Below are 19,203 nucleotides of genomic sequence, written 5' to 3' on the forward strand. Positions count from 1 at the left end.
CTTGATTCGCTCTTGCGATCATGCAAGGGCGCATAGAACCCTGACGTGAGGCTCGCGGGAGCCTCGGCTCTCACGGGGCGCGCGGCACGGGGCAGTGGGGGGAAGAGACACCGTCCGCGCGACGAGAGCCCTCCTGAGCGCCGGGACAGGGGGTCCCCGCGTTCATGAACGGATGCCGACGGGGGCATTCATGCAACCGGAAGGCCACCTTTCGCTGTCGGCGGGGGCGGCCCACCACGTGACGCGCCCGCGCGGGCCGAGGGGAGCCGGGGCGGGCGGGGACCGACGATGACGCGGGGGGCCGCGTGCGGGGGGATGACTCATGACGTCGACGCCGTCGGGTGACCGGAACGGGGACGGATCGCGGACCACCTCGTCGCACGCGCTCACGCGCACGGGCGGCCTGAGACGCCTCAAGAAGTCCCTGCCGCGCTACGACTACGAGCACTACAGCAGACTCGCCGGACCCCTCACCCAGCCCGACCCGGCCGAGCCCTACACGGTCCGGTACCGCTCCCTGCTGTCCCAGGAGCCGCACCGGATACGTGCCGCCCTGATGCTCGGCGCCGCCCCGCTGCTCTCCCTCGTCCTGCTCGGCTGGCTGCTCCAGCCCGAGCACTGGACGGAGCGCGACCACCCGGAGTACGCCTTCCTGCCCGTGCTCGACACCGTCATGCTCGTCTCGATCGGCCTGATCGAGTTCTTCCGCTGCATGAACGTCGTGTCGAACGCGCACGCCACGCTCGTCGCCCGCGACCCCGTGCCCGTGGTGCCCGAGACCGGCACCCGCGTCGCGTTCCTCACCTCGTTCGTGCCCGGCAAGGAGCCGATCGGGATGGTCACCAGGACGCTGGAGGCCGCGGTCGGGCTGCGCCACCGCGGGACGCTGCACGTGTGGCTGCTCGACGAGGGCGACGACCCGGAGGTCAAGGCGGTCTGCGCGCGCCTGGGCGTGCACCACTTCACCCGCAAGGGCGTCGCGCGGTGGAACCGGCCCAAGGGCCCGCACCGCGCCAGGACCAAGCACGGCAACTACAACGCCTGGCTCGACGCGCACGGCGACGCCTACGACTACTTCGCCTCCGTCGACACCGACCACGTGCCGATGCCCAACTACCTGGAGCGGATGCTCGGCTTCTTCCGCGACCCGGACGTCGGCTTCGTCATCGGCCCGCAGGTCTACGGCAACTACGACACGTTCGTCACCAAGGCCGCCGAGTCCCAGCAGTTCCTCTTCCACGCCCTGATCCAGCGCGCGGGCAACGCCTACGGCGCGCCCATGTTCGTCGGCACCAGCAACGCCGTCCGCATCCGGGCCCTGAAGCAGGTCGGCGGCCTGTACGACTCGATCACCGAGGACATGGCGACGGGCTTCGAGATCCACCGGCACCGCAACCCGGCCACGGGCCGCAAGTGGAAGTCGGTCTACACCCCGGACGTCCTGGCCGTGGGCGAGGGGCCGGGCGCCTGGACGGACTTCTTCACCCAGCAGCTCCGCTGGTCGCGCGGCACGTACGAGACGATCCTGAAGCAGTTCTGGAAGGCGCCGTTCTCGCTGCCCCCGGGACGGCTCCTCAACTACACGATGATGGTCATCTTCTACCCGATGTCCGCCCTCAACTGGATCCTGGCCGCGCTGAGCTGCGCCCTCTTCCTCGGCCTCGGCGCGTCCGGCGTGAACATCGACCCGGTCATCTGGCTCATGCTGTACGGCAACGCCTCGGCGCTCCAGATCGGCCTGTACGTCTGGAACCGCCGGCACAACGTGTCGCCGCACGAGCCCGAGGGCTCCGGCGGCGTCGCGGGCATGGTGATGTCGGCCCTGTCGGCGCCGATCTACGCGCGCTCCCTGCTGGACGCCGCGCTGCGCCGCAAGTCCTCGTTCGTGGTGACGCCCAAGGGCGACTCGACGAGCCCGGACACGCTGTTCGGCACGTTCCGCGTCCACCTGTTCTTCGTCGCGGTCTTCGGCGGCTCCGTCGCCGCGGCGTACACCTACGGCCACGCGCACCCGGCGATGGTCGTCTGGGCCACGTTCGCGCTGCTCGTCACGGCCGCGCCGATCTTCCTCTGGTGGTACGGCACGCACCGGGAGGGGGCGCAGCCGCCGCCGGCGCCCGCGGAGCCCCGGCACGCACCGGACCAGCAGGGCCTGCCGGTACGGCAGTTCACGCGCCCCGCGCCGCACGCGCCGCAGCAGAGGCCGAGCTGGACCGCGCACCCCGCGCCGCCCCCGGGCGCCGCGCACGGTGACACCATGCAGACCGCGGGGAGCCACGAGACATGACCGACCCCTCACGGCGCCGCCGGGCCCGGCGCATCGCCCTGGGCACCGCGGTGGTCCTGGTACTGGCCGGCCTGAACGGCCCCTGGCTGTGGCGCGTCGGCTCCGGGAAGTACCACGAGTACAGGATCAACCGGCCGGAGTACAAGGCGGAGAACGGCCACTGGAAGGTCGTCGAACTCCCCGAGGAGTACCGGCAGAACACCATCCACGCGTCCCTGCTGCACACCGGCAAGGTCCTGCTGGTGGCGGGCTCGGGGAACGACCAGGAGAACTTCGACGCCAAGAGGTTCGACACCCGGCTGTGGGACCCGGAGAAGAACACCGTCAAGCGGGTCCCGACGCCCACGGACCTGTTCTGCACCGGCCACACCCAGCTCGCCGACGGCAGGCTGCTCATCGCGGGCGGCACCAAGCGGTACGAGAAGCTGAAGGGGGACGTCACCAAGGCCGGCGGCCTGATGATCGTGCACAACGAGAACCCGGACAAGCCGATCACGCTGCCCGCGGGCACCCTGTTCACCGGAAGGACGAACGGCAGGACGTTCGTGTCGAAGGACCCGGTCGTCGTCGAGCGCGCGCGGAAGGTCTTCGACAGGCGGACGGGGAGGTTCCTGCGCAACGACCCGGGGCTCGGCCGCATCTACGTCGAGGCGCAGCGGAGCGGCGCGCGGTACGAGACCGGTACGCAGGACAACTACCGCGTGCGCGGCCTCACCGGCGCCGACGCCCGCAACACGTACGGCATCGCGCAGAAGCTCGCCCTCGACAAGAAGGACTTCCAGGGCATCAAGGACGCCTTCGAGTTCGACCCGGTCGCCGAGCGGTACGTCAAGGTCGACCCGATGAACGAGGCGCGCTGGTACCCGACGCTGACCACGCTCGCCGACGGCAGGGTGCTCTCCCTGTCCGGCCTGGACGAGATCGGCCAGCTCGTCCCCGGCAAGAACGAGGTGTACGACCCGAGGACCAGGAAGTGGGCGTACACCAGGAAGGTCCGCCAGTTCCCGACCTACCCGGCGGTCTTCCAGATGGCGGACGGCAGGCTCTTCTACTCCGGCTCCAACGCGGGCTACGGCCCCGACGACGTCGGCCGCGACCCCGGCGTCTGGAACCTGCGGACGAACACGTTCCGGAAGATCCCCGGCATGAGCGACCCGCACCTCCTGGAGACCTCCGCCACGGTCGAGCTGCCACCCGCCCAGGACCAGCGCTACCTGGTCGTCGGCGGGGGCGGCGTCGGCGAGTCCAGGAAGGCCTCGAAGAAGACCCGCGTCGTCGACCTGCGGGCGGCCCGCCCGCGCTTCGTGGACGGGCCCGAACTGGACAAGGGCACCCGCTACCCGCAGACGTCGATCCTGCCCGACGACTCCGTCCTGGTCTCCGGCGGCTCCGAGGACTACCGCGGCCGCGGCGGCTCCGACATCCGCGAGGCGCGCCTGTACGACCCGCGCGAGAACACCTTCGAGAAGGTCGCCGACCCGCACGTGGGCCGCAACTACCATGCGGGCTCGCTCCTGCTGCCCGACGGCCGCGTGCTGTTCTTCGGCTCCGACCCGCTGTACGGGGACGCGGCGGACTCGAAGCCGGGCCGCTTCGAGCAGCGGATGGAGATCTACACGCCGCCGTACCTGTACCGCGGCGACCGGCCCGCGCTCGGGGCGGGGCCCAGGACCCTGAAGCGGGGCGCGTCCGGCACGTTCCCCACGAAGGACGCCCCCTCCGTCAAGAGGGCCCGCCTCATCCGGCCCTCCGCCACCACCCACGTCACGGACATCGACCAGACGTCGATCGCCCTCGGCCTGAAGAAGTCCCCGACGGGCCTCACGGTCACCGTGCCGAAGAACCGCGCCCTGGTGGAGTCGGGCTGGTACATGCTCTTCGTGACCAACGAGAAGGGCGTCCCGAGCAAGGCCCGCTGGCTCCGGGTGCCCTGAGGCCAGCTCCCCCGGGGCGCACACCAACAGGCAAGGCCACCCGAGCCAGGCCCATGCGCTACCGATGCCCCGAGGCCAGTCTCCCCAGGGGCGCGAGGAACTGCGCGACCAGCCACGACGAGCCCGCAGACGCGTCTGCCGACACACCCACCAGACGCGTCTGCGGCACGTCCCCAATTGCTCGCGCAGGTCCCCGCGCCCCTGCAGGGCGCTCCCCTACAGGGCGCTCCTTCGCGCGAGCCCGAGTGCGTACTCGGGCCACCACTGCCCGGCCCGCGGCCCCCCGCGACACGTGCCGTCGGACTCCCCGGGCCGCTTGACCCAGAGGTACGCGGCGACCTGCGGGTCCCCGGTCCTGGTGGTGGGCGCCTCGCCCAGGCCCCGGCCAGGGGGGTTGCACCAGGGGTCCTTGCCCCCGCCGGTGTAGGGCCCGCGGCCGTTGCGGCTCGTGTCGACGACGAACGGCTTGCCGCCCAGCCCGGCCGACAGCCTCTTGCCGTACGCCTCGCTGGCCTCGGTGGTCTGGAAGTTGGAGACGTTCACCGCGAAGCCGTCGGCCCGCTCGGCCCCGGAGCGCCGCAGCGGCTCGTGCAGGGCGTCCGGGTGCGACCAGCCCGCGTTGCCCGCGTCCAGGTAGACCTTGGTGTTCTTCAGCGCGGTGAGCGTCTCGACGGCGCCCCGCAGGGCGGCGTAGCGCTCCTCGTGGAACTGCTCGGGGGTGCACCGGTCGACCATGTGCAGGACGGCGTCCGGCTCCAGGACGACCGTGGCGCGCCGGTCGCCGATGCCCCGGGCGACGCCGTCGATCCACGCGCGGTAGGCGTCGCCGTCGGCGGCGCCGCCCCGGGAGAACTGGCCGCAGTCGCGGTGCGGGATGTTGTAGAGGACGAGCAGCGCGTCCCGGCCGGCCTTCTCGGCGGCCTCGGTGAGGCCGCGCGCCTCCTCCTCGGGCCGGTCCGGCCCGATCCACTCGCCGACGGGCTGCTCGGCGATCTTGCGGATCTGCGCCGCCTCGTCCTTCCTGCCGTCCTTCTCGTACGCGGCGGCCTGCCGGGCCGCGCTCCCCTCGGGGTTGACCCAGAACGGGCCGGTGTCCGCGGGCCGCTGCCCCACCGGGCGGGTCGTGCGGTCCCGGTCGCCGTCCCCGTCGCCGCCGCCGTCGGACGAGCACCCCGAGAGCAGCAGCGCGGCCCCCGCGAGCACTGCCGCCACCGGCACCCCCCTGGCCGCGGCACCCCGCCCGCGACCTGCCTTGTTGCGGTACATCCACTCCCCCTCGGGTGCACGTTCCGTGGCTCAATCGTGGCACAACCCTGCGCAATCCCACGAGACCGTGACGTACCGGCCGGGGGACCATCTCCCCTTGCACACATGCCAGTTGGCGTCAAACTTGCCTAGGCCGACGCGGCCGCGCGCTCTAAAGTCGTAGGCACGGCCCAAGCCCCCGGCCGGAGGTGCGCATCCCGGTCCGCGCGCGCTGTCGCGCGCGCCGGGGCGTTGCGGGATGTGCGCGCGCCACTCCACGACCGACGGACCATCCGAAGCCTCCCCGCGCCGACGCCGGGTTTCTCCCGCAGCTCGAGCGTGCGCGACGGGAGGACCGGCCCGGTCGGCGACTCCGGGGGGAGCGGGTCGTTGACCGGGTCAGGTGGTGCCCGTCGACGGAGGGCGTACGCCCTCCGCGCGCGCCCGGCTCCGGGCGCGGCCTTTGGTTGACAGTGTCCATGACCACCTGCGACTCTCCGGGCGACAAGTCCATACGTCGAGGCGACGGTCGCCAGGAACCCGGTGTGACTCCGGGACGGTCCCGCCACTGTGACCCCACGCTCGGGCGTGGGGAAGTCAGGAACTGACCCCGTCGTCCTCCTGCCATGGGGCGTGGAAACCCCAGAAGGAGAGCCCGGTATGTCTGCTGCGCCCGCGCACACCGCTTCACACACCGACACCGCCGCGATACGGTCCGCGACCCTCGGGACCCGCGACTGGCTGCTGGCGGCGGGGGCCGTGATCCTCGCGCTGATCGCCCTGTACGCCGTCTTCATGGACAACGGTTCGCTGATCTCGGCGACCGGCGACTACCTCCACGAGTTCGCCCACGACGGCCGGCACCTCTTCGGTGCCCCCTGCCACTGATCGGGGCCGCGTCCGCCATGACCGCGTCCCCGCACCACGTTTCTTCCTCCCCGTCCCCGAACTCCCCGACCGCTCCCCGTTCCCCGATGTCCCCTGACTCCCCGGCCGCCTCCCCCGTGGCCTCCTCCCCCGTCCTGTCGCTGCTCGGCCGCGGTCTCGCGGCCGGGGGCCTGGGCGGGCTCGCCGCCGGGCTCTTCTCGCTGCTGCTCGCCGAGCCCCTGATGGACAGGGCGATCCGCGCCGAGGAGGCCCGCTCGCAGGCCCACGCCCACGACGACGCGGCCGCCGCGAACGCCGTGCAGCACCACGAGGAGCTGTTCTCGCGCTCGACCCAGCACGCGGGCCTGGTGGTCGCGCTGGTCGTCGCGGGCCTGGCGATCGGCGTGCTGTGCGCCGTCGCGTACGCGCTGGTGCACCGGCGCGACCCGCGCGCCGCGCCCTGGCCGAGAGCGCTCGCGTTCTGCGCCGCCGCGTTCCTCGCGGTCTCCCTCTTCCCGGCCCTGCGCTACCCGGCGAACCCGCCGGGCGTCGGCGACTCCGGCACCGTGGGCGACCGCCAGACGATGTGGCTGGCGGCGGTCGTGATCGGCGTGCTCGGCATGTTCCTGGTGTGGCAGGTGTACGTACGCCTCGCCGCGCGGCCGCAGCCGGTGCGGCAGCTCGCGGCGGCGGGCACGGCGGTCGCCGTCCTCGCGCTGCTGTGGACGCTGCCGGACAACCCGGACCCGGTGCCGGTCGACGCGACGCTGCTGTGGGACTTCCGGGTGCTGTCGCTCGCCTCGCACGTCGTGCTGTGGGCGGTGTTCGCGGCCGTCTTCGGCGGCCTCGGCCTGCGCGCCGTCCGCGGCGGCGCGGCCGCGCGGGAGGGCTAGCGCGCCGGGCGGCCGGGGCGCGGCGACCGGTCCGCGGTCACCGGTCACCGGGCCCCGGCCGTCCCGCCCGTCCGGACCGCCCCGGCCGCCCGCGGCCTCGCCCCGGCCTGCTACGGCCCCGCCACCCCCGTCAGGTAGGCGGAGACGACCACGTTCGCCGAGTACGTGCGGCTCGCGCGGTCGAAGCTGCCGCCGCAGGTGATGAGGCGGATCTCGGCGCGGCCCCGCTCGCGGGGGCCGTACGCCGCCCCGGCGTCGAAGTCCTCCCTGCTGAGCACCCGTACGTCGTCCACCGTGAACTCGGCGACCGACCCGTCGTCGCGCACCACCCCCACCTGCTGGCCCGGGCGGACCGCGCTGAGGTGGTAGAAGACGGCGGGCCTGCTCTCGGTGTCCACGTGCCCGACGAACAGCGCGACCCCGGCGGCCCCGGGCCGCACCCCGCCGCCGTACCAGCCGACGACTCCCGGCCGCGCGTACGACGGCGGGTCTATGGCGCCGTCCGCGTCCAGGCCGCGCGCCACCACCGGGGCCCGCACGCCGAGCGCGGGTACGTCCACGCGCAGGGGCCGGGCGGCGGGCAGCGGCTCGCGCGGGGCCGGCAGCTCGACCCCGGCGGGGCGGCCGACGGCGGCGACGTCGCCGGTGGTGGGGTCGGACAGGCCGCCGCGCACATCGGTGATCTCGTTGCCCCACAGCCACAGGCCCACCAGCAGCACGGCCCACGCCAGCCCCATGACGAGACGGCTCGTGCCGTGCGTGCCCCTGCCGCTGCCGGGCTCGGGCCCGCTCATGGTCAGTCCGAGCGGTGCCGGCGGACGCTGCGGAGGGCCACGGCGACGGCGGCGGCGCCGGCGAGCACCAGGCCGACGACCGCGTGCCGGGTGCCCGGGCCGGTCCCCTCGGCGACCGCGGCCGTGGGCTGCAGGTGCGCGGTGCCGCCGCCTCCGGCCCGTACGGGTGCCTGCGGCGTCGCCCGGTCCTGGCCGCCGCCGACCCGCACGGTGCCGACGCCCTGGTGCGGGTGCCCGTCGCAGATCACCGTGATCTCGTAGGTGCCCGTGAGCCCCGCCTTGACGCGGGTGGAGCCGGACAGCGTCTTCCCGCTGCCGCTGCCCGTCAGCTCGGCGTCCTTGGTGAACGCGCCGGACCCCGCCGACCCGGTCGTCCCCCGGCACCCCGAGACCCGCACCTCGACCTGCTCGCCCGGTACGGCGGCTTCCGGCGACACCTGCGCCCTGACCTGCGACTGGTCGTGCGCGACGGCCCCGCCCTGCACCCCCGCGAGCGCGCCCGCGAGAGCCAGGGCCCCCGCGCCACGCACGGCAAGCGAACATATACGCATGGTGAACCTCCTGTACCAGCAGATTCACGCGTAAGGCGGCATCCCGCATCTCGTGGGCAGCCGGGCGGTGCCGGGCCGGGGCGCGGTCCCGCTCACGACGCCGCAGGTCAGGAGGGTCAGATCCGGTCGACGAGGTCGGCGATCGAGTCCACGACCCTGGACGGCCGGTAGGGGTAGCGGTCGATGTCGGCGCGGGTCGTCAGGCCGGTCAGCACCAGGAACGTCTCCATACCCGCCTCCAGACCGGCGAGGACGTCCGTGTCCATCCGGTCGCCGATCATCGCGCTGGTCTCGGAGTGCGCCCCGATGGCGTTCAGCCCGGTCCGCATCATCAGGGGGTTGGGCTTGCCCGCGAAGTACGGCTGCTTGCCGGTCGCCTTGGTGATGAGGGCGGCCACGGCCCCCGTCGCGGGCAGCGGCCCCTCCGTGGACGGGCCGGTCTCGTCGGGGTTGGTGCAGATGAACCGGGCGCCGTCGTTGATGAGCCGCACGGCCTTCGTCATGGCCTCGAAGGAGTACGTCCGGGTCTCGCCGAGCACCACGTAGTCCGGCGCGTGGTCGGTGAGCACGTACCCGATGTCGTGCAGGGCGGTGGTCAGGCCCGCCTCGCCGATCACGTACGCCGTGCCGCCCGGCCGCTGGTCGTCGAGGAACCGGGCGGTGGCGAGCGCGGACGTCCAGATGTTCGCGACCGGCACCTCCAGGCCCATGCGCGTCAGCCGGGCCTGGAGGTCGCGCGCGGTGTAGATGGAGTTGTTGGTGAGCACGAGGAAGGGCCGGCCGGAGTCCCGGAGCTTCTTGATGAAGGCGTCGGCGCCCGGGATCGGCACGCCTTCGTGGATGAGCACGCCGTCCATGTCGGTGAGCCACGATTCGATGGGCTTGCGCTCTGCCATGCGGTGCACTCCTGCGGTCTGCGGTCTGCCGTGAAGCAAGCGGCTGGTGGGGCGCCGGAACGACGCTGTGCCGACGCCCCCAGCCTAGTCACGGCGGCGTGCCCGGGACCCCGGCGATCACCGGCGGATCCGATCACCGGGGCCCCGGTGCCGGGGGCTCCCGCGCGCCCGGGTCAGCTCCCGGTGGCGGACTTCCAGGCGTCCACGTAGGAGGTGAGGTTCTCGGAGATGTCGGCCCAGTCCGGCTCGAAGACCTCCACGCCGTCCATGAGCCTGTCCAGGGCGATCGCGTTCGCGTCGGTGGCCTTGACGTCCTTGCGGGCCGCGAAGCCGCCGCCGATCTCGCTGACCTGCCGCTGCGCCTGCCGGCTGAGCAGGTAGTCGAGGAACTTCTTGGCGTTGGCCTCGTGCGGGGCCTTGTGCACCAGGCCCGCGGCGTACGGCAGCGCGAAGGTGGTGGGCTTCTTGCCCTGCTTCGCCGGGAACCAGATGCCGAGGTTCGGCATGTCCTTGGACTGGGCGAAGTTCATCTGCACGTCGCCGTTGGCCACGAGGAGTTCGCCCTTGTCGACCTTGGGGGCGAGCTTGCCGGTGGAGGCGGACGGGCCGACGTTGTTCGCCTGGAGCTTCCCCAGGTACTTCATGGCGGGCTCCTTGCCGCCGAAGTCGTGCATGGCCTTGATCAGCACGGCCGTGCCGTCGCCCGCGACACCGGGCGTGGAGTACTGGAGCTTGTTCCTGTACGCGCCGCCGGTCAGCTCGTCCCAGGTCTTGGGGGCCTTGGCGCCCGTCAGCTCCTTCTTGTTGTAGATGAAGCCGAAGTAGTTGTTGACGACGGCGGTCCACTTGCCGTCGGGGGCCTTGTTCGCGCCGTCGACCTGCGCGGAGCCCTCGGGTTCGTACGCCTGCAACAGGCCCTTGGCGTCGGCCTGCTGGATGAACGGCGGCAGGGTGACGAGGACGTCGGCCTGCGTGTGGGACTTCTCGCGGACGGCGCGCTGCACCATCTCGCCGGAGCCGCCCTCCACGTACTTGACCTCGATGCCGGTCTTGTTCTCGAAGTCCTTGAAGACCCTGTCGTACCAGCCGTCGCCGTTCTCGCCCTTGAGGCCGTCGGCGCTGTAGACGGTGACGACCTTGGCGTCGGGGTCGGTGGAGCCGCCGCAGGCGGTGAGGGCGGTGGCGAGCAGGGCGCAGCCGCCGAGGGCGGCGAGCGCCCGGACGGGGACGTGGCGGGACATGACGTGTCGTACTCCTTACGGACAACCAGCGTGGAAGGGAGGGGCGGTCAGCGGTACGAGGCCCTGGTGCGGACGCGGGAGACGGCGAACAGGACGAGCAGCGTCGCCGCCATGAGGACCACGGCGAGGGCGGCCCCGGTGAAGGCGGCGCCCCGGTCGGTGGCGGCGTAGATCCGCACGGGCAGCGGGGTCCAGTCCGGCGGGTAGAGCATCACCGTGGCGCTCAGCTCGCCCATGGACAGGGCGAAGCACAGCCCTGCCGCCGCCGTCAGGGACGGCAGGAGCAGGGGCAGCTTGACCCGCCACAGGACGTACGCGGGCCGGGCGCCGAGGGACGCGGCGGCCTGCTCGTACGCCGGGTCGAGGCGGCGGACGGCGGCGGAGACGGACTGGTAGGCGAACGCCGTGACGAGGACGGCGTGCGCGAGGACGACGAGGGTGGACGTGCCGTTGAGGATCACCGGCGGCTTGCTGAAGGCGACGAGCAGCGCGAGCCCGACGACCACCGACGGCACGGCGACGGGCAGCATGAACAGCGCGTCGAGGACCCGCTTGCCGCCCTTGCCGAGCCGGGAGGCGGCGAGCGCCGCCCAGGTGCCCGCGGCGAGCGCGATCAGGCTCGCGCCGAGCGCCGTGAGCAGGCTGGTGGTCAGGGCGTCCAGGGACTCGCCCCGGGTGGCGGCCTCGTAGTGCTCGCCGGTGAACGCGGACGGGAAGGCCCCCGACCAGTGCCCGGCGAACGACGCCATGACGATGACGGCGAGCGGCAGCGCGAAGACCGGCAGGAACAGGACGGCGAACACCGCCCACAGCGCCCACTTGCCCTTGCGGCTATGCACCAACACGACGGCTCACCACCCGGTACAGGCCGTACAGGCCCACGGAGATCGCGATGTTGACGACGGCGACGACGCACGCCGCCGGGTAGTCGGACTCGAGCATGGCCTTGCCGTAGACGAGCGTCGGCAGCGTGGTCACGCCCTTGGCGCCGGTGAAGAGCACGATGCCGAACTCGTTCAGGCACATCACCAGGACGAGGCTGCCGCCCGCCGCGAGGGCGGGCAGCGCCTCCGGCAGGATCACGCGCCGCACGATCCGCGCGGGCCGCGCGCCGAGGCTGGAGGCCACTTCGAGCTGGGCGGTGTCGAGCTGCGAGAAGGCGGCGAGCAGCGGCCGCATCACGAACGGCGTGAAGTACGTGATCTCGGCGAGCAGCACGCCCCACGGCGTGGTCAGGAACTGGAAGGGCCCGTCGCCCGTGCTCCCGGTCGCGTCCGTCCACAGGCCGTTGGCCATGCCCTTGGTGCCGTAGATGAACAGCAGGGCGAGCGTGATCAGGAAGGACGGGAAGGACAGGAAGACGTCGACGAACCGGGCCACGGCCTTCCCGCCGGGGAACGGCACGAACGCGATGACCAGCGCGAGCGTGAACCCGAGCACCAGGCACCCGACGGTCGCCCCCACGGCCAGCCACACGGTGGTCCCGAGCGCGTCCCGGAAGGCCGCGGACCCGAACACGTCGGCGTACGGCTCCAGCGAGGTCCCCCCGGAGTCGGGCCGCACGGACTGCTGCACGACGAGGGCGAGGGGATAGAGGAACACGAGCCCGAGCAGGGCGAGGGGAGGGAGGGCCCAGAAGAGCGCGGGCACTCGGCGTACTCGCTCCGGGCCATCGTCCCGCTGCTCGCGCTGTTCCCGCTGTGGGCAGTCGTCCCGCTGGGCGAGTGGGGTCTCCCCTGCTCGAGCGGGATCGAGAGCTTGGGGACGGGTGGGCACAGCCCTCGGTGCCGCCCCGCCGTTCACCAGGCGCTCAGCGGGCCTACCCATCCCGCACCCCCGCGGCGAGCAGCACCCCGTCCTCCGGAGCGAAGTGCAGCACGACCTCCTCCCCCAGCGGGGGCGGCTGCCGCAGCTCCCGCACGTCGGCCTTCACCACGTGCCCCGCCACCTCCACGAACAGCCGGTGCGTGGCCCCCCGCCACTGCACCTCCGTGACGCGCCCGGTCAGGGCGTTGGGCCCCGGCCCGAGCCCCACCAGGTGCGGTCGTACGCACAGCGTGGCCGCGGCCCCGGCCGCCGCCCCGTCGGTGGCGACCTTCAGCTCGGCCCCGCCGAGGGAGACGGTCCCCTCGCCCACGGCCACCGGCAGCAGGTTCGCGTTGCCCACGAACGAGGCCGTGAACTCCGTGCGCGGCCTGCGGTACAGCTCCTGCGGCGTCCCGCAGTCCTGGAGCCGCGCCCGGTCCATGACGGCGATCCGGTCGGCCAGGGTCAGCGCCTCGACCTGGTCGTGGGTGACGTACAGGATCGAGACGTCGGGCAGCTCCCGGTGCAGCCGGGCGAGTTCGGCAAGCATCCCGGAGCGGAGCTGCGCGTCGAGCGCGGACAGCGGCTCGTCCAGGAGGAGCACGCCGGGCCGGATGGCGAGGGCCCGCGCGATGGCGACGCGCTGCTGCTGCCCGCCGGACAGCTCGCGCGGGTACCGCTTGGCGTACGCGCCCATGCCGACCATCTCCAGGGCGTCGGCGACGCGCCCCGGGATGTCGGCCTTGGGGGCCTTCTGCGCCTTCAGGCCGAACGCCACGTTCTCGTCGACCCGCAGGTGCGGGAAGAGCGCGTACTGCTGGACGACCATGCCGATGCCGCGCCGGTGCGGCGGCAGCGCGGTCACGTCCCGGTCACCGATGAACACCCGCCCCGACGCGGGCCGCACGAAGCCCGCGACGGCCCGCAGCGCGGTGGTCTTGCCGGAGCCGGACGGCCCCAGCAGCGCCATGACCTCGCCGGGCTCGACGGTCAGGTCGAGGGCGTCGAGCGCGGTGTGCCCGCCGTGCCCGCCGTACGTGACCGTCACGGAGTCGAACCGGATGCCGCTGTTCATGCCGTCGCGTCCCGGAGCAGGGCGGGCAGGTCCGCGACCGACGGCAGCACGTGCGTGGCCCCGGCGTCCGTCAGCGCGGCGCGGTCGTGCGCCCCGGTGAGGACGCCCGCGACGACCCCGGCACCGGCCCGGACCCCGCTGCGCATGTCGTACGCGGTGTCCCCGGCGACGGCGACCTCGCGTACGGAGTCGGCGGCGCGGGTGCGCAGGAACGCGGCGAGCACCAGGTCCGGGTAGGGCCGCCCGCGCCCGCCCGCGTCGGCGGGGCACAGGGTGAGGTCGGCCAGGTCCCGCCAGCCGAGGGCGGCCAGGATGGCGTCCTGGGTGACGCGGGCGAAGCCGGTGGTCAGGACGACCGTGCGGCCGTCGGCCCGGAGTTCCTCGATGGCCTCGCGGGCGCCGTCGACCGGGGCGACGAGCCCGCCGTCGACGAGTTCCCCGTACGCCTTCTCGAAGGCGGCGTTGGCCCGCCGGGCGAGGTCCTCGGCGCCGAAGAGGTACCGGAAGACGGAGATCTTGGACTCGCCCATGGTGGCGCGGACGTGGTCGAGCTTGGCCGCGTGGTCCGCGGAGCCGGGCTCGACGCCCAGCTCCCGGGCGGCCGCGGCGAAGGCCCGCTCGACCAGGCCGCCGTCGGCGACGGTGGTCCCTGCCATGTCGAGCACGGCGAGCCTGATGTGCGTACGCGTGGTCAATTCCCTCACCATCCCAGCTCGTTCGCGGTGTCCTCGGCGATCGCGGGCGAGCACGTCATGCCGCGCCCGCCGGGCCCGGTGACCAGCCACACCCCGTCGCGCACCCGCTCACGGTGCACGACCCGGCTGGTGTCGACGCACTGCGCGTACACGCCCGCCCAGCGGCGGCGGACCTTCGGCAGCGGGCGCCCGAGGAAGCCCTCGACGACCTCGGTGAGGTGGTCGTAGGGGTCCTCGACCGTGTCGAAGGCGAAGGGGTGCTCGTACTCGTGGGTGTCGCCGATGGTCAGGCCGCCGTCCGCGCGCTGCACCATGAGCAGCTGCATCCTGTGCGCGGCGGCGGTCGGGGTCTGCGCCTGCCCGGCGTTGAGCGCGTCCAGCTCCGGCGACCGGTACGCCGGGTAGTAGCGGAAGCTGTCGGCGTCGGCGACGGACGTGGTGAGCGGCTCGCCCAGCGGGTCGGTCTGCATCATCTGCAGCCGTACGCGGCGCACGGGCAGCTCGGGCGCCAGCTCGCGCACGAGGCCGCCGAGCCAGGCGCCGGTGCACAGCACGACCGCGTCGCCGGAGTGCACCGCGCCGTGGTCGTCGCGCACGGCGGCGGGCCCGACGACGTCGCGGACCTCGCGACCGGGCAGGAAGGTGTAGCGCGGGGACCTGAGCAGCTCCTCGCGCAGCCGGAGCTGGGCGGTGCGCGGCTCGACGGCGGCGTCCCGCTCGCACCACAGGGCGGCGGTGAACTCGCCGCGCAGCGCCGGGTTGACCGCGCGGGCCTCCTCGGCGGCGAGCAGCTTGTAGCCGCGGGCGGCGGCGTCGGGGCGGGCGCACGCGGCCTCGGCGACGGCGCGCTCCCGCTCGGTGCGCACCAGGGTCAGCGAGCCGTTGGCGCGGAAGCCGAGGCCCGGGACGCGGGCGCCGATCTCCTCCCACAGCGCGCGGGCGCGCAGCGCCGTGTCCAGCTCGGCACCGGCGGCGCGGCCGCTGACCCATATCTGCCCGAAGTTGCGCAGCGAGGCCCCCCGGGCCTCGCTCTCGCGCTCGATCTGTACGACCTCGTGGCCGCGCTCCACTGCGTGCCAGGCGTGCATGGTGCCCACCACGCCTGCTCCTACGACGATGACTCTCACGGCGGCAACGCTCCTTTCGGCGAGTGACCCGGCGGCGGCCGGGCGGCAACCAAAGCGTGAACGGCCGCGCAAGCTTGGACTAGACCCGTTATTTTCCCGTAACCGAATCGGAGGCCTTCGGCGCCCGGAAGGAGGCGGTTTCAGCCGAGATGCGTCGTGAACGAGAAGCGGTCACCCCGGTACAGCGTCCGCACCCGCTCCAGGGGCCGGCCCTCGGTGTCGCGCGACATCCGGTGCAGCAGCAGCATCGGCAGGGCGGGCGGCGTGCCGATGAGCAGGGCCTCGCGCGGGGTGGCCAGCACGGTCTCGATCCGTTCGTCCGCGTCGCCGAAGGCGATGCCCAGGCCGTCGCGCAGATACGCGTAGAAGGACGAGTCGGGGTCGAAGTCCGTGTCGAGGCGCGGCACCCGCGCCACGGAGACGTACGTGCTTTCCAGGCCCACCCGCTCGTCGTCGGCGAGCAGCACGCGCTCCATGTGCCAGGCCGGCTCGCCGGGCGCGGCCCCGATGGCGTCGGCGAGGGCGGCCGGGCAGGGGAAGCGGTCGAGCGAGATGAGGGTGCGGCCGGGGGTGCGGCCCTGCCGGCGCACGCCCTCGGTGTAGCTCGCGAGGGACAGCGGCTGCTCCAGTTTGGGCCCCGCGACGACCGTGCCGCGCCCCTGCCGGCGCAGCCTGCCTTCGAGCAGCAGCTCGCGCAGCGCCTGGCGCACGGTCTCGCGCGCCACCTCGTACCGCTCGGCGAGGTCCCGCTCGGTGGGCAGGGCCCGGCCGACGCCCAACTCCTCGACGAGTTCGGCGATACGGGCCTTGACGGCGTAGTACTTGGGGATGCGGCCGTGCTCGGGGATGCCGGAGCGAACGGGGGCGCCGGGCACCTGGTTCCGCAGGTGGGCCGGGGCGGCGGCGGTGTTCTCCTGGTGGTCCACGAGGGGGATCGTCGCACGGCCGGACGGCGGGACGGGACACAGGACGGGACACGGGACGAACGCGGGACGAACGCGGCGCGGGACGCGTGGGGGTGCGCGGGCCGGGCGGGGCCGGCGGTCAACGGCCGGGCGGTGCGGGGGCGGTGGGGGGCGGACGGGGCGGGCCGGGGGCGAGGAGCCGGAAAGTCGGGGAGGAAGGCCGGGCCGGGGGGCCGGGCCGGGAGGGCCGGGAGGGCCGGGCCCGTGCCGCCGTCCAGCGCGGGCCCGGCCCTGTCCGGCGGGTGGCGGGAGCGGCGGTGTCAGCGCCCTCGGGCCCGAAGGCGCCGGGCCCCCGCCACCAGGGCACCGCCGGCGAGGAGGAGGGCGCCGGCGGTGACCCCGAGCCCGCGCAGGAAGCGCGGGCCGGTCTGGGCGAGTTCGCCCGGGTACGGCCACGCGGAGCCGCCGTACCCGGCGATGTCGAACGGATAGTCGTCGGACTCCCCCACCCAGTCGCCGTCGTCGCCGCGGCGCTGCACGACGGCGGCGCTCGCCACGACGCGGTCGGGCGTGGTGTCGGAGGTGAAGGCGAGCCGCACCGGGACGGTCACCGCGCCGCCGGGCCGGACGGTGAACCCGCCGGTCCCGTCGCCGAGCACCCCGACCGTCTCCCCGCGCCCGCCGTCCTCGAAGTCCACGGGGTGCCAGCGGCCCTCGGCGCGGAACCCCAGCCGCACCTGCCCGGGCCGCAGCCGCCCCTTCCGGTCGACGAGGACGACGACGGGGTGGACGCGGTCGCAGGGGCGGGCGGCGGTGTTGACGAGCCGGAGCGACCAGCGGCCGTGCCCGCCGCCCGCCTCGTAGACGTCGGGGCCCTTGCGGACGCGGGCGGCGACGGGGAAGTCGGCCGGGGCGAGGGCGGAGCAGGCGGCGTCGCGGCCCGCCGGTCCGGCGTGACCGGCGGGCCGGGCGGGGCCGTGGTCCCGGGCGCGCTCGGGCAGTTCGGCGGGCCGGAGGCGGTCCGCCTGCTGTACGCCGCCCCACGGCGGGGGGTTCGCGGCGGCCACGGCCGCGGCGGGTACGAGCGCGGCGGCCGCGGCGGTGAGGCCTGTGGCCAGACGGCAGCGAAGTCGCATGCGGGACCTTTGCTCAACAGGGCGGGGCGGAGTGGGCGCGGGTCGAACTCACGCCCGGTCGGGCCCTGTTGCCCCGCCGGGAGGCAACAGGTCGTGGCCGAGACCTTGCCACGCGCGCGCACCGCCGTGCGGCCGCCACCACCCGTGCGGGCCGATTGTCCGCCGGAATACCCCCGAACGGCCCATCGGACCGCACCCCACCGCGCGCTCAGCCCCCATCCGCCCGGCCGAACAGAGGCGCCAGAACCAACTGCGCGGCACCCTCGGCGACCAAGCGCTCCCCACCAGGCGCGAGCGCGACCCCGACTTCCGTACGCGCGCCCTCCCGGTGGGCGCGCGCTACCGCGCCACCACCACCGGTGCGGGCCGACCCCGAGCGGCCGATCGGACCGCACCCCGCCGCGCGGTCAGACCCCGTCCGCCCGGCCGAACAGAGGCGCCAGAACCAACTGCGCGGCGCCCTCGGCGACCGAGCGCTCCCCACCGGGCGCGAGCGCGACACCGACCCCCGTACGCGCGCCCTCCCGGCGGGTGCGCGCGGCAACGACGGCCGCGACCCCGCGGACGAAGACGTCCCCGGCCGCGGCCACCGTGCGGCCGCCGAGCAGGACCCGGTCGATGTCGAGGAGCGCGACCAGGTTGCCCGCGCCGGTGCCGAGCACGCGCGCGGCCTCGTCCAGGTCGCCGCGCGCCACGGCGGCCAGACACAGCGCCTCCAGACAGCCCCGGTCGCCGCACTCGCACGCGGGCCCGTCCAGGAGCACCACGTGGTGGCCGAACTCCCCCGCGCCGGTACGGGCGCCCCGGTGGAGCCCGCCGCCGAGCACGAGCCCCGCGCCGAGCCCGGTGCCCAGGTGCAGATAGGCGAACGACTCCGCGCCGCCGCCGCTCAGCGCGAGCCCGAGCGCGGCGGCGTTGGTGTCCTTGTCCACGACGACGGGCAGCCCGAGCCGCGCCGCGAGCGCGTCCCGCAGGGGGTAGCCGTCCCACGCCGGGTAGCCGGTGACGCGGTGCAGCACGCCCCGCTCATGGTCCAGGGGGCCGGGCAGGGCCACCCCGACCCCGAGCACGGCGACCGGGAACCCTTCCGGCTGCCCGGCTCCGGGCACGTGGGCTTCCCGGCCTGCGGCGGGAGAGGCCCCTGGGGCGTCGCCCAACGGGGCGGCCGGGGCGGGGGTGGCTTTCGCCGGGGCGGCTTCGGCCTGGCCGGTCTCCGCCGAAGCACCCTCCGCCGCAGCGCCCGACACCGAAGCGCCCGACACCGAAGCACCCATCAGGCCACCCCCCACCGAGGCACCCTCCACCGGGCCACCCCCCGCCAAGGCGCCCCCCGCCAGCAACCGCACCTCCCGGGCCACCAGTTCCACCACCGCCTCCACCCCGGCCCCGAAGTCCACCGCCGTGCGCCGTTCGGCCACCACCCGGCCCGCCAGGTCCACCACCACGGCCACCAGCGCGTCCCGTTCCAGATGGACCCCCACCGCGCCCCCCGCGCCGGGCACCAGGCGCAGTACGGTCGCCGGTTTGCCGCCGGTGGACGCCCGCCGGCCGGCGTCCGTGACCAGGCCCTCCGCCCGCAGCCGCGCCACGATCTTGCTGACGCCCTGCGGGGTCAGCCCGGCCCGCTCCGCCAGCTCCAGGCGGCTCACCCCCTCGTCCCCGGCCACGCGCAGCAGGTCGAGCACGACCGCCGCGTTGCGTCCCCGCGGCGGCCGGGCGCGCACCCCGGCACCATCCCCGTCGCTCCCGCC

General features: G+C 74.3%; 17 protein-coding genes, 1 pseudogene and 1 riboswitch. Of the genes and pseudogenes, 4 read left to right on the plus strand and 14 right to left on the minus strand.

Translation table 11 applies throughout. From position 1 onward, the window contains the following. Positions 1 to 322: 322 nt before the first annotated feature. Together QK440_RS05295 and QK440_RS05300 are read left to right on the plus strand one after the other, a co-directional pair. A complete protein-coding gene (locus QK440_RS05295; RefSeq protein WP_282791777.1) occupies positions 323 to 2,287 on the plus strand; it encodes a cellulose synthase catalytic subunit in 1,965 nt (654 codons plus the stop codon). After that, positions 2,284 to 4,221: a kelch motif-containing protein gene (locus tag QK440_RS05300; RefSeq protein WP_282791778.1), complete on the plus strand. Its 1,938-nt coding sequence runs from the start codon at positions 2,284 to 2,286 to the stop codon at positions 4,219 to 4,221. The genes QK440_RS05295 and QK440_RS05300 overlap by 4 nt, the downstream gene beginning before the upstream one ends. A gap of 216 nt (positions 4,222 to 4,437) precedes the next feature. Here the strand turns inward: QK440_RS05300 and QK440_RS05305 are convergent, their stop codons facing one another. Continuing rightward, positions 4,438 to 5,487, minus strand: a complete 1,050-nt coding sequence (locus tag QK440_RS05305; RefSeq protein WP_282791779.1) for a glycoside hydrolase family 6 protein — start codon at positions 5,485 to 5,487, stop codon at positions 4,438 to 4,440. A 482-nt stretch (positions 5,488 to 5,969) separates the two neighbouring features. Further along, a riboswitch (cobalamin riboswitch) is annotated at positions 5,970 to 6,094 on the plus strand. Between the two features lie 32 nt (positions 6,095 to 6,126). On the opposite strand from QK440_RS05305, the gene QK440_RS05310 reads away from it, so the two are divergent. After that, on the plus strand, positions 6,127 to 6,354 hold the full coding sequence (locus QK440_RS05310; protein ID WP_282791780.1) for a CbtB-domain containing protein: 228 nt from the start codon (positions 6,127 to 6,129) through the stop codon (positions 6,352 to 6,354). 86 nt (positions 6,355 to 6,440) lie between these two features. Then, complete coding sequence (locus QK440_RS05315) at positions 6,441 to 7,226, plus strand: CbtA family protein (protein ID WP_282791781.1); 786 nt, start codon at positions 6,441 to 6,443, stop codon at positions 7,224 to 7,226. Between the two features lie 110 nt (positions 7,227 to 7,336). Here the strand turns inward: QK440_RS05315 and QK440_RS05320 are convergent, their stop codons facing one another. From QK440_RS05320 to QK440_RS05380, 13 genes and pseudogenes are all read right to left on the minus strand, one after another. Then, a complete protein-coding gene (locus QK440_RS05320; protein WP_282791782.1) occupies positions 7,337 to 8,020 on the minus strand; it encodes a class F sortase in 684 nt (227 codons plus the stop codon). A 2-nt stretch (positions 8,021 to 8,022) separates the two neighbouring features. After that, positions 8,023 to 8,571 carry a hypothetical protein gene (locus tag QK440_RS05325; protein ID WP_282791783.1) on the minus strand — a complete coding sequence of 183 codons (549 nt, stop codon included), beginning with the start codon at positions 8,569 to 8,571 and terminating at the stop codon, positions 8,023 to 8,025. Positions 8,572 to 8,687: 116 nt separating this feature from the next. Then, on the minus strand, positions 8,688 to 9,467 hold the full coding sequence (locus QK440_RS05330; RefSeq protein ID WP_282791784.1) for an HAD-IIA family hydrolase: 780 nt from the start codon (positions 9,465 to 9,467) through the stop codon (positions 8,688 to 8,690). Positions 9,468 to 9,640: 173 nt separating this feature from the next. Then, positions 9,641 to 10,708 (minus strand): 2-aminoethylphosphonate ABC transporter substrate-binding protein, encoded by a 1,068-nt coding sequence (locus tag QK440_RS05335; protein ID WP_282791785.1) that lies wholly within the window; start codon positions 10,706 to 10,708, stop codon positions 9,641 to 9,643. Positions 10,709 to 10,755: 47 nt separating this feature from the next. After that, positions 10,756 to 11,553, minus strand: coding sequence for an ABC transporter permease subunit (locus QK440_RS05340; RefSeq protein WP_282791786.1), 798 nt, complete (start codon positions 11,551 to 11,553; stop codon positions 10,756 to 10,758). Next, entirely contained in the window at positions 11,540 to 12,358 is an 819-nt protein-coding gene (locus QK440_RS05345; protein WP_282791787.1) for a 2-aminoethylphosphonate ABC transporter permease subunit, read from the minus strand. Before QK440_RS05345 ends, QK440_RS05340 begins: the two co-directional genes overlap by 14 nt. A 169-nt stretch (positions 12,359 to 12,527) precedes the next feature. Further along, positions 12,528 to 13,589, minus strand: coding sequence for an ABC transporter ATP-binding protein (locus QK440_RS05350; RefSeq protein WP_282791788.1), 1,062 nt, complete (start codon positions 13,587 to 13,589; stop codon positions 12,528 to 12,530). Further along, on the minus strand, positions 13,586 to 14,296 hold the full coding sequence (locus tag QK440_RS05355; protein ID WP_282791789.1) for a phosphonatase-like hydrolase: 711 nt from the start codon (positions 14,294 to 14,296) through the stop codon (positions 13,586 to 13,588). The genes QK440_RS05350 and QK440_RS05355 overlap by 4 nt, the downstream gene beginning before the upstream one ends. Further along, positions 14,290 to 15,411 (minus strand): TIGR03364 family FAD-dependent oxidoreductase, encoded by a 1,122-nt coding sequence (locus tag QK440_RS05360; protein ID WP_282791790.1) that lies wholly within the window; start codon positions 15,409 to 15,411, stop codon positions 14,290 to 14,292. Before QK440_RS05360 ends, QK440_RS05355 begins: the two co-directional genes overlap by 7 nt. A gap of 140 nt (positions 15,412 to 15,551) precedes the next feature. Beyond that, entirely contained in the window at positions 15,552 to 16,337 is a 786-nt protein-coding gene (locus QK440_RS05365) for a GntR family transcriptional regulator (RefSeq protein ID WP_282791791.1), read from the minus strand. 299 nt (positions 16,338 to 16,636) lie between these two features. Then, a complete protein-coding gene (locus tag QK440_RS05370) occupies positions 16,637 to 17,452 on the minus strand; it encodes a hypothetical protein (RefSeq protein WP_282791792.1) in 816 nt (271 codons plus the stop codon). Between the two features lie 208 nt (positions 17,453 to 17,660). Then, positions 17,661 to 17,789 (minus strand): annotated as a pseudogene (locus QK440_RS05375) (ROK family transcriptional regulator); the annotation flags it as partial. Between the two features lie 70 nt (positions 17,790 to 17,859). Then, the gene (locus tag QK440_RS05380) at positions 17,860 to 19,128 is read right to left on the minus strand and encodes an ROK family transcriptional regulator (RefSeq protein ID WP_282791823.1); all 1,269 of its coding nucleotides are present in this window, start codon (positions 19,126 to 19,128) and stop codon (positions 17,860 to 17,862) included. Positions 19,129 to 19,203: the final 75 nt, after the last annotated feature.

Source organism: Streptomyces sp. CC224B (assembly GCF_030010595.1).
Taxonomy (GTDB): Bacteria; Actinomycetota; Actinomycetes; order Streptomycetales; family Streptomycetaceae; genus Streptomyces; species Streptomyces longispororuber.

Excerpts from the sequence above, each read along its gene's own strand:
- QK440_RS05295 (WP_282791777.1), top strand. The coding sequence starts at position 323 with ATGACGTCGACGCCGTCGGGTGACCGGAACGGGGACGGATCGCGGACC.
- QK440_RS05300 (WP_282791778.1), top strand. The coding sequence starts at position 2,284 with ATGACCGACCCCTCACGGCGCCGCCGGGCCCGGCGCATCGCCCTGGGC.
- QK440_RS05305 (WP_282791779.1), bottom strand. The coding sequence starts at position 5,487 with ATGTACCGCAACAAGGCAGGTCGCGGGCGGGGTGCCGCGGCCAGGGGG.
- QK440_RS05310 (WP_282791780.1), top strand. The coding sequence starts at position 6,127 with ATGTCTGCTGCGCCCGCGCACACCGCTTCACACACCGACACCGCCGCG.
- QK440_RS05315 (WP_282791781.1), top strand. The coding sequence starts at position 6,441 with ATGTCCCCTGACTCCCCGGCCGCCTCCCCCGTGGCCTCCTCCCCCGTC.
- QK440_RS05320 (WP_282791782.1), bottom strand. The coding sequence starts at position 8,020 with ATGAGCGGGCCCGAGCCCGGCAGCGGCAGGGGCACGCACGGCACGAGC.
- QK440_RS05325 (WP_282791783.1), bottom strand. The coding sequence starts at position 8,571 with ATGCGTATATGTTCGCTTGCCGTGCGTGGCGCGGGGGCCCTGGCTCTC.
- QK440_RS05330 (WP_282791784.1), bottom strand. The coding sequence starts at position 9,467 with ATGGCAGAGCGCAAGCCCATCGAATCGTGGCTCACCGACATGGACGGC.
- QK440_RS05335 (WP_282791785.1), bottom strand. The coding sequence starts at position 10,708 with ATGTCCCGCCACGTCCCCGTCCGGGCGCTCGCCGCCCTCGGCGGCTGC.
- QK440_RS05350 (WP_282791788.1), bottom strand. The coding sequence starts at position 13,589 with ATGAACAGCGGCATCCGGTTCGACTCCGTGACGGTCACGTACGGCGGG.
- QK440_RS05355 (WP_282791789.1), bottom strand. The coding sequence starts at position 14,296 with ATGGTGAGGGAATTGACCACGCGTACGCACATCAGGCTCGCCGTGCTC.
- QK440_RS05370 (WP_282791792.1), bottom strand. The coding sequence starts at position 17,452 with ATGCGACTTCGCTGCCGTCTGGCCACAGGCCTCACCGCCGCGGCCGCC.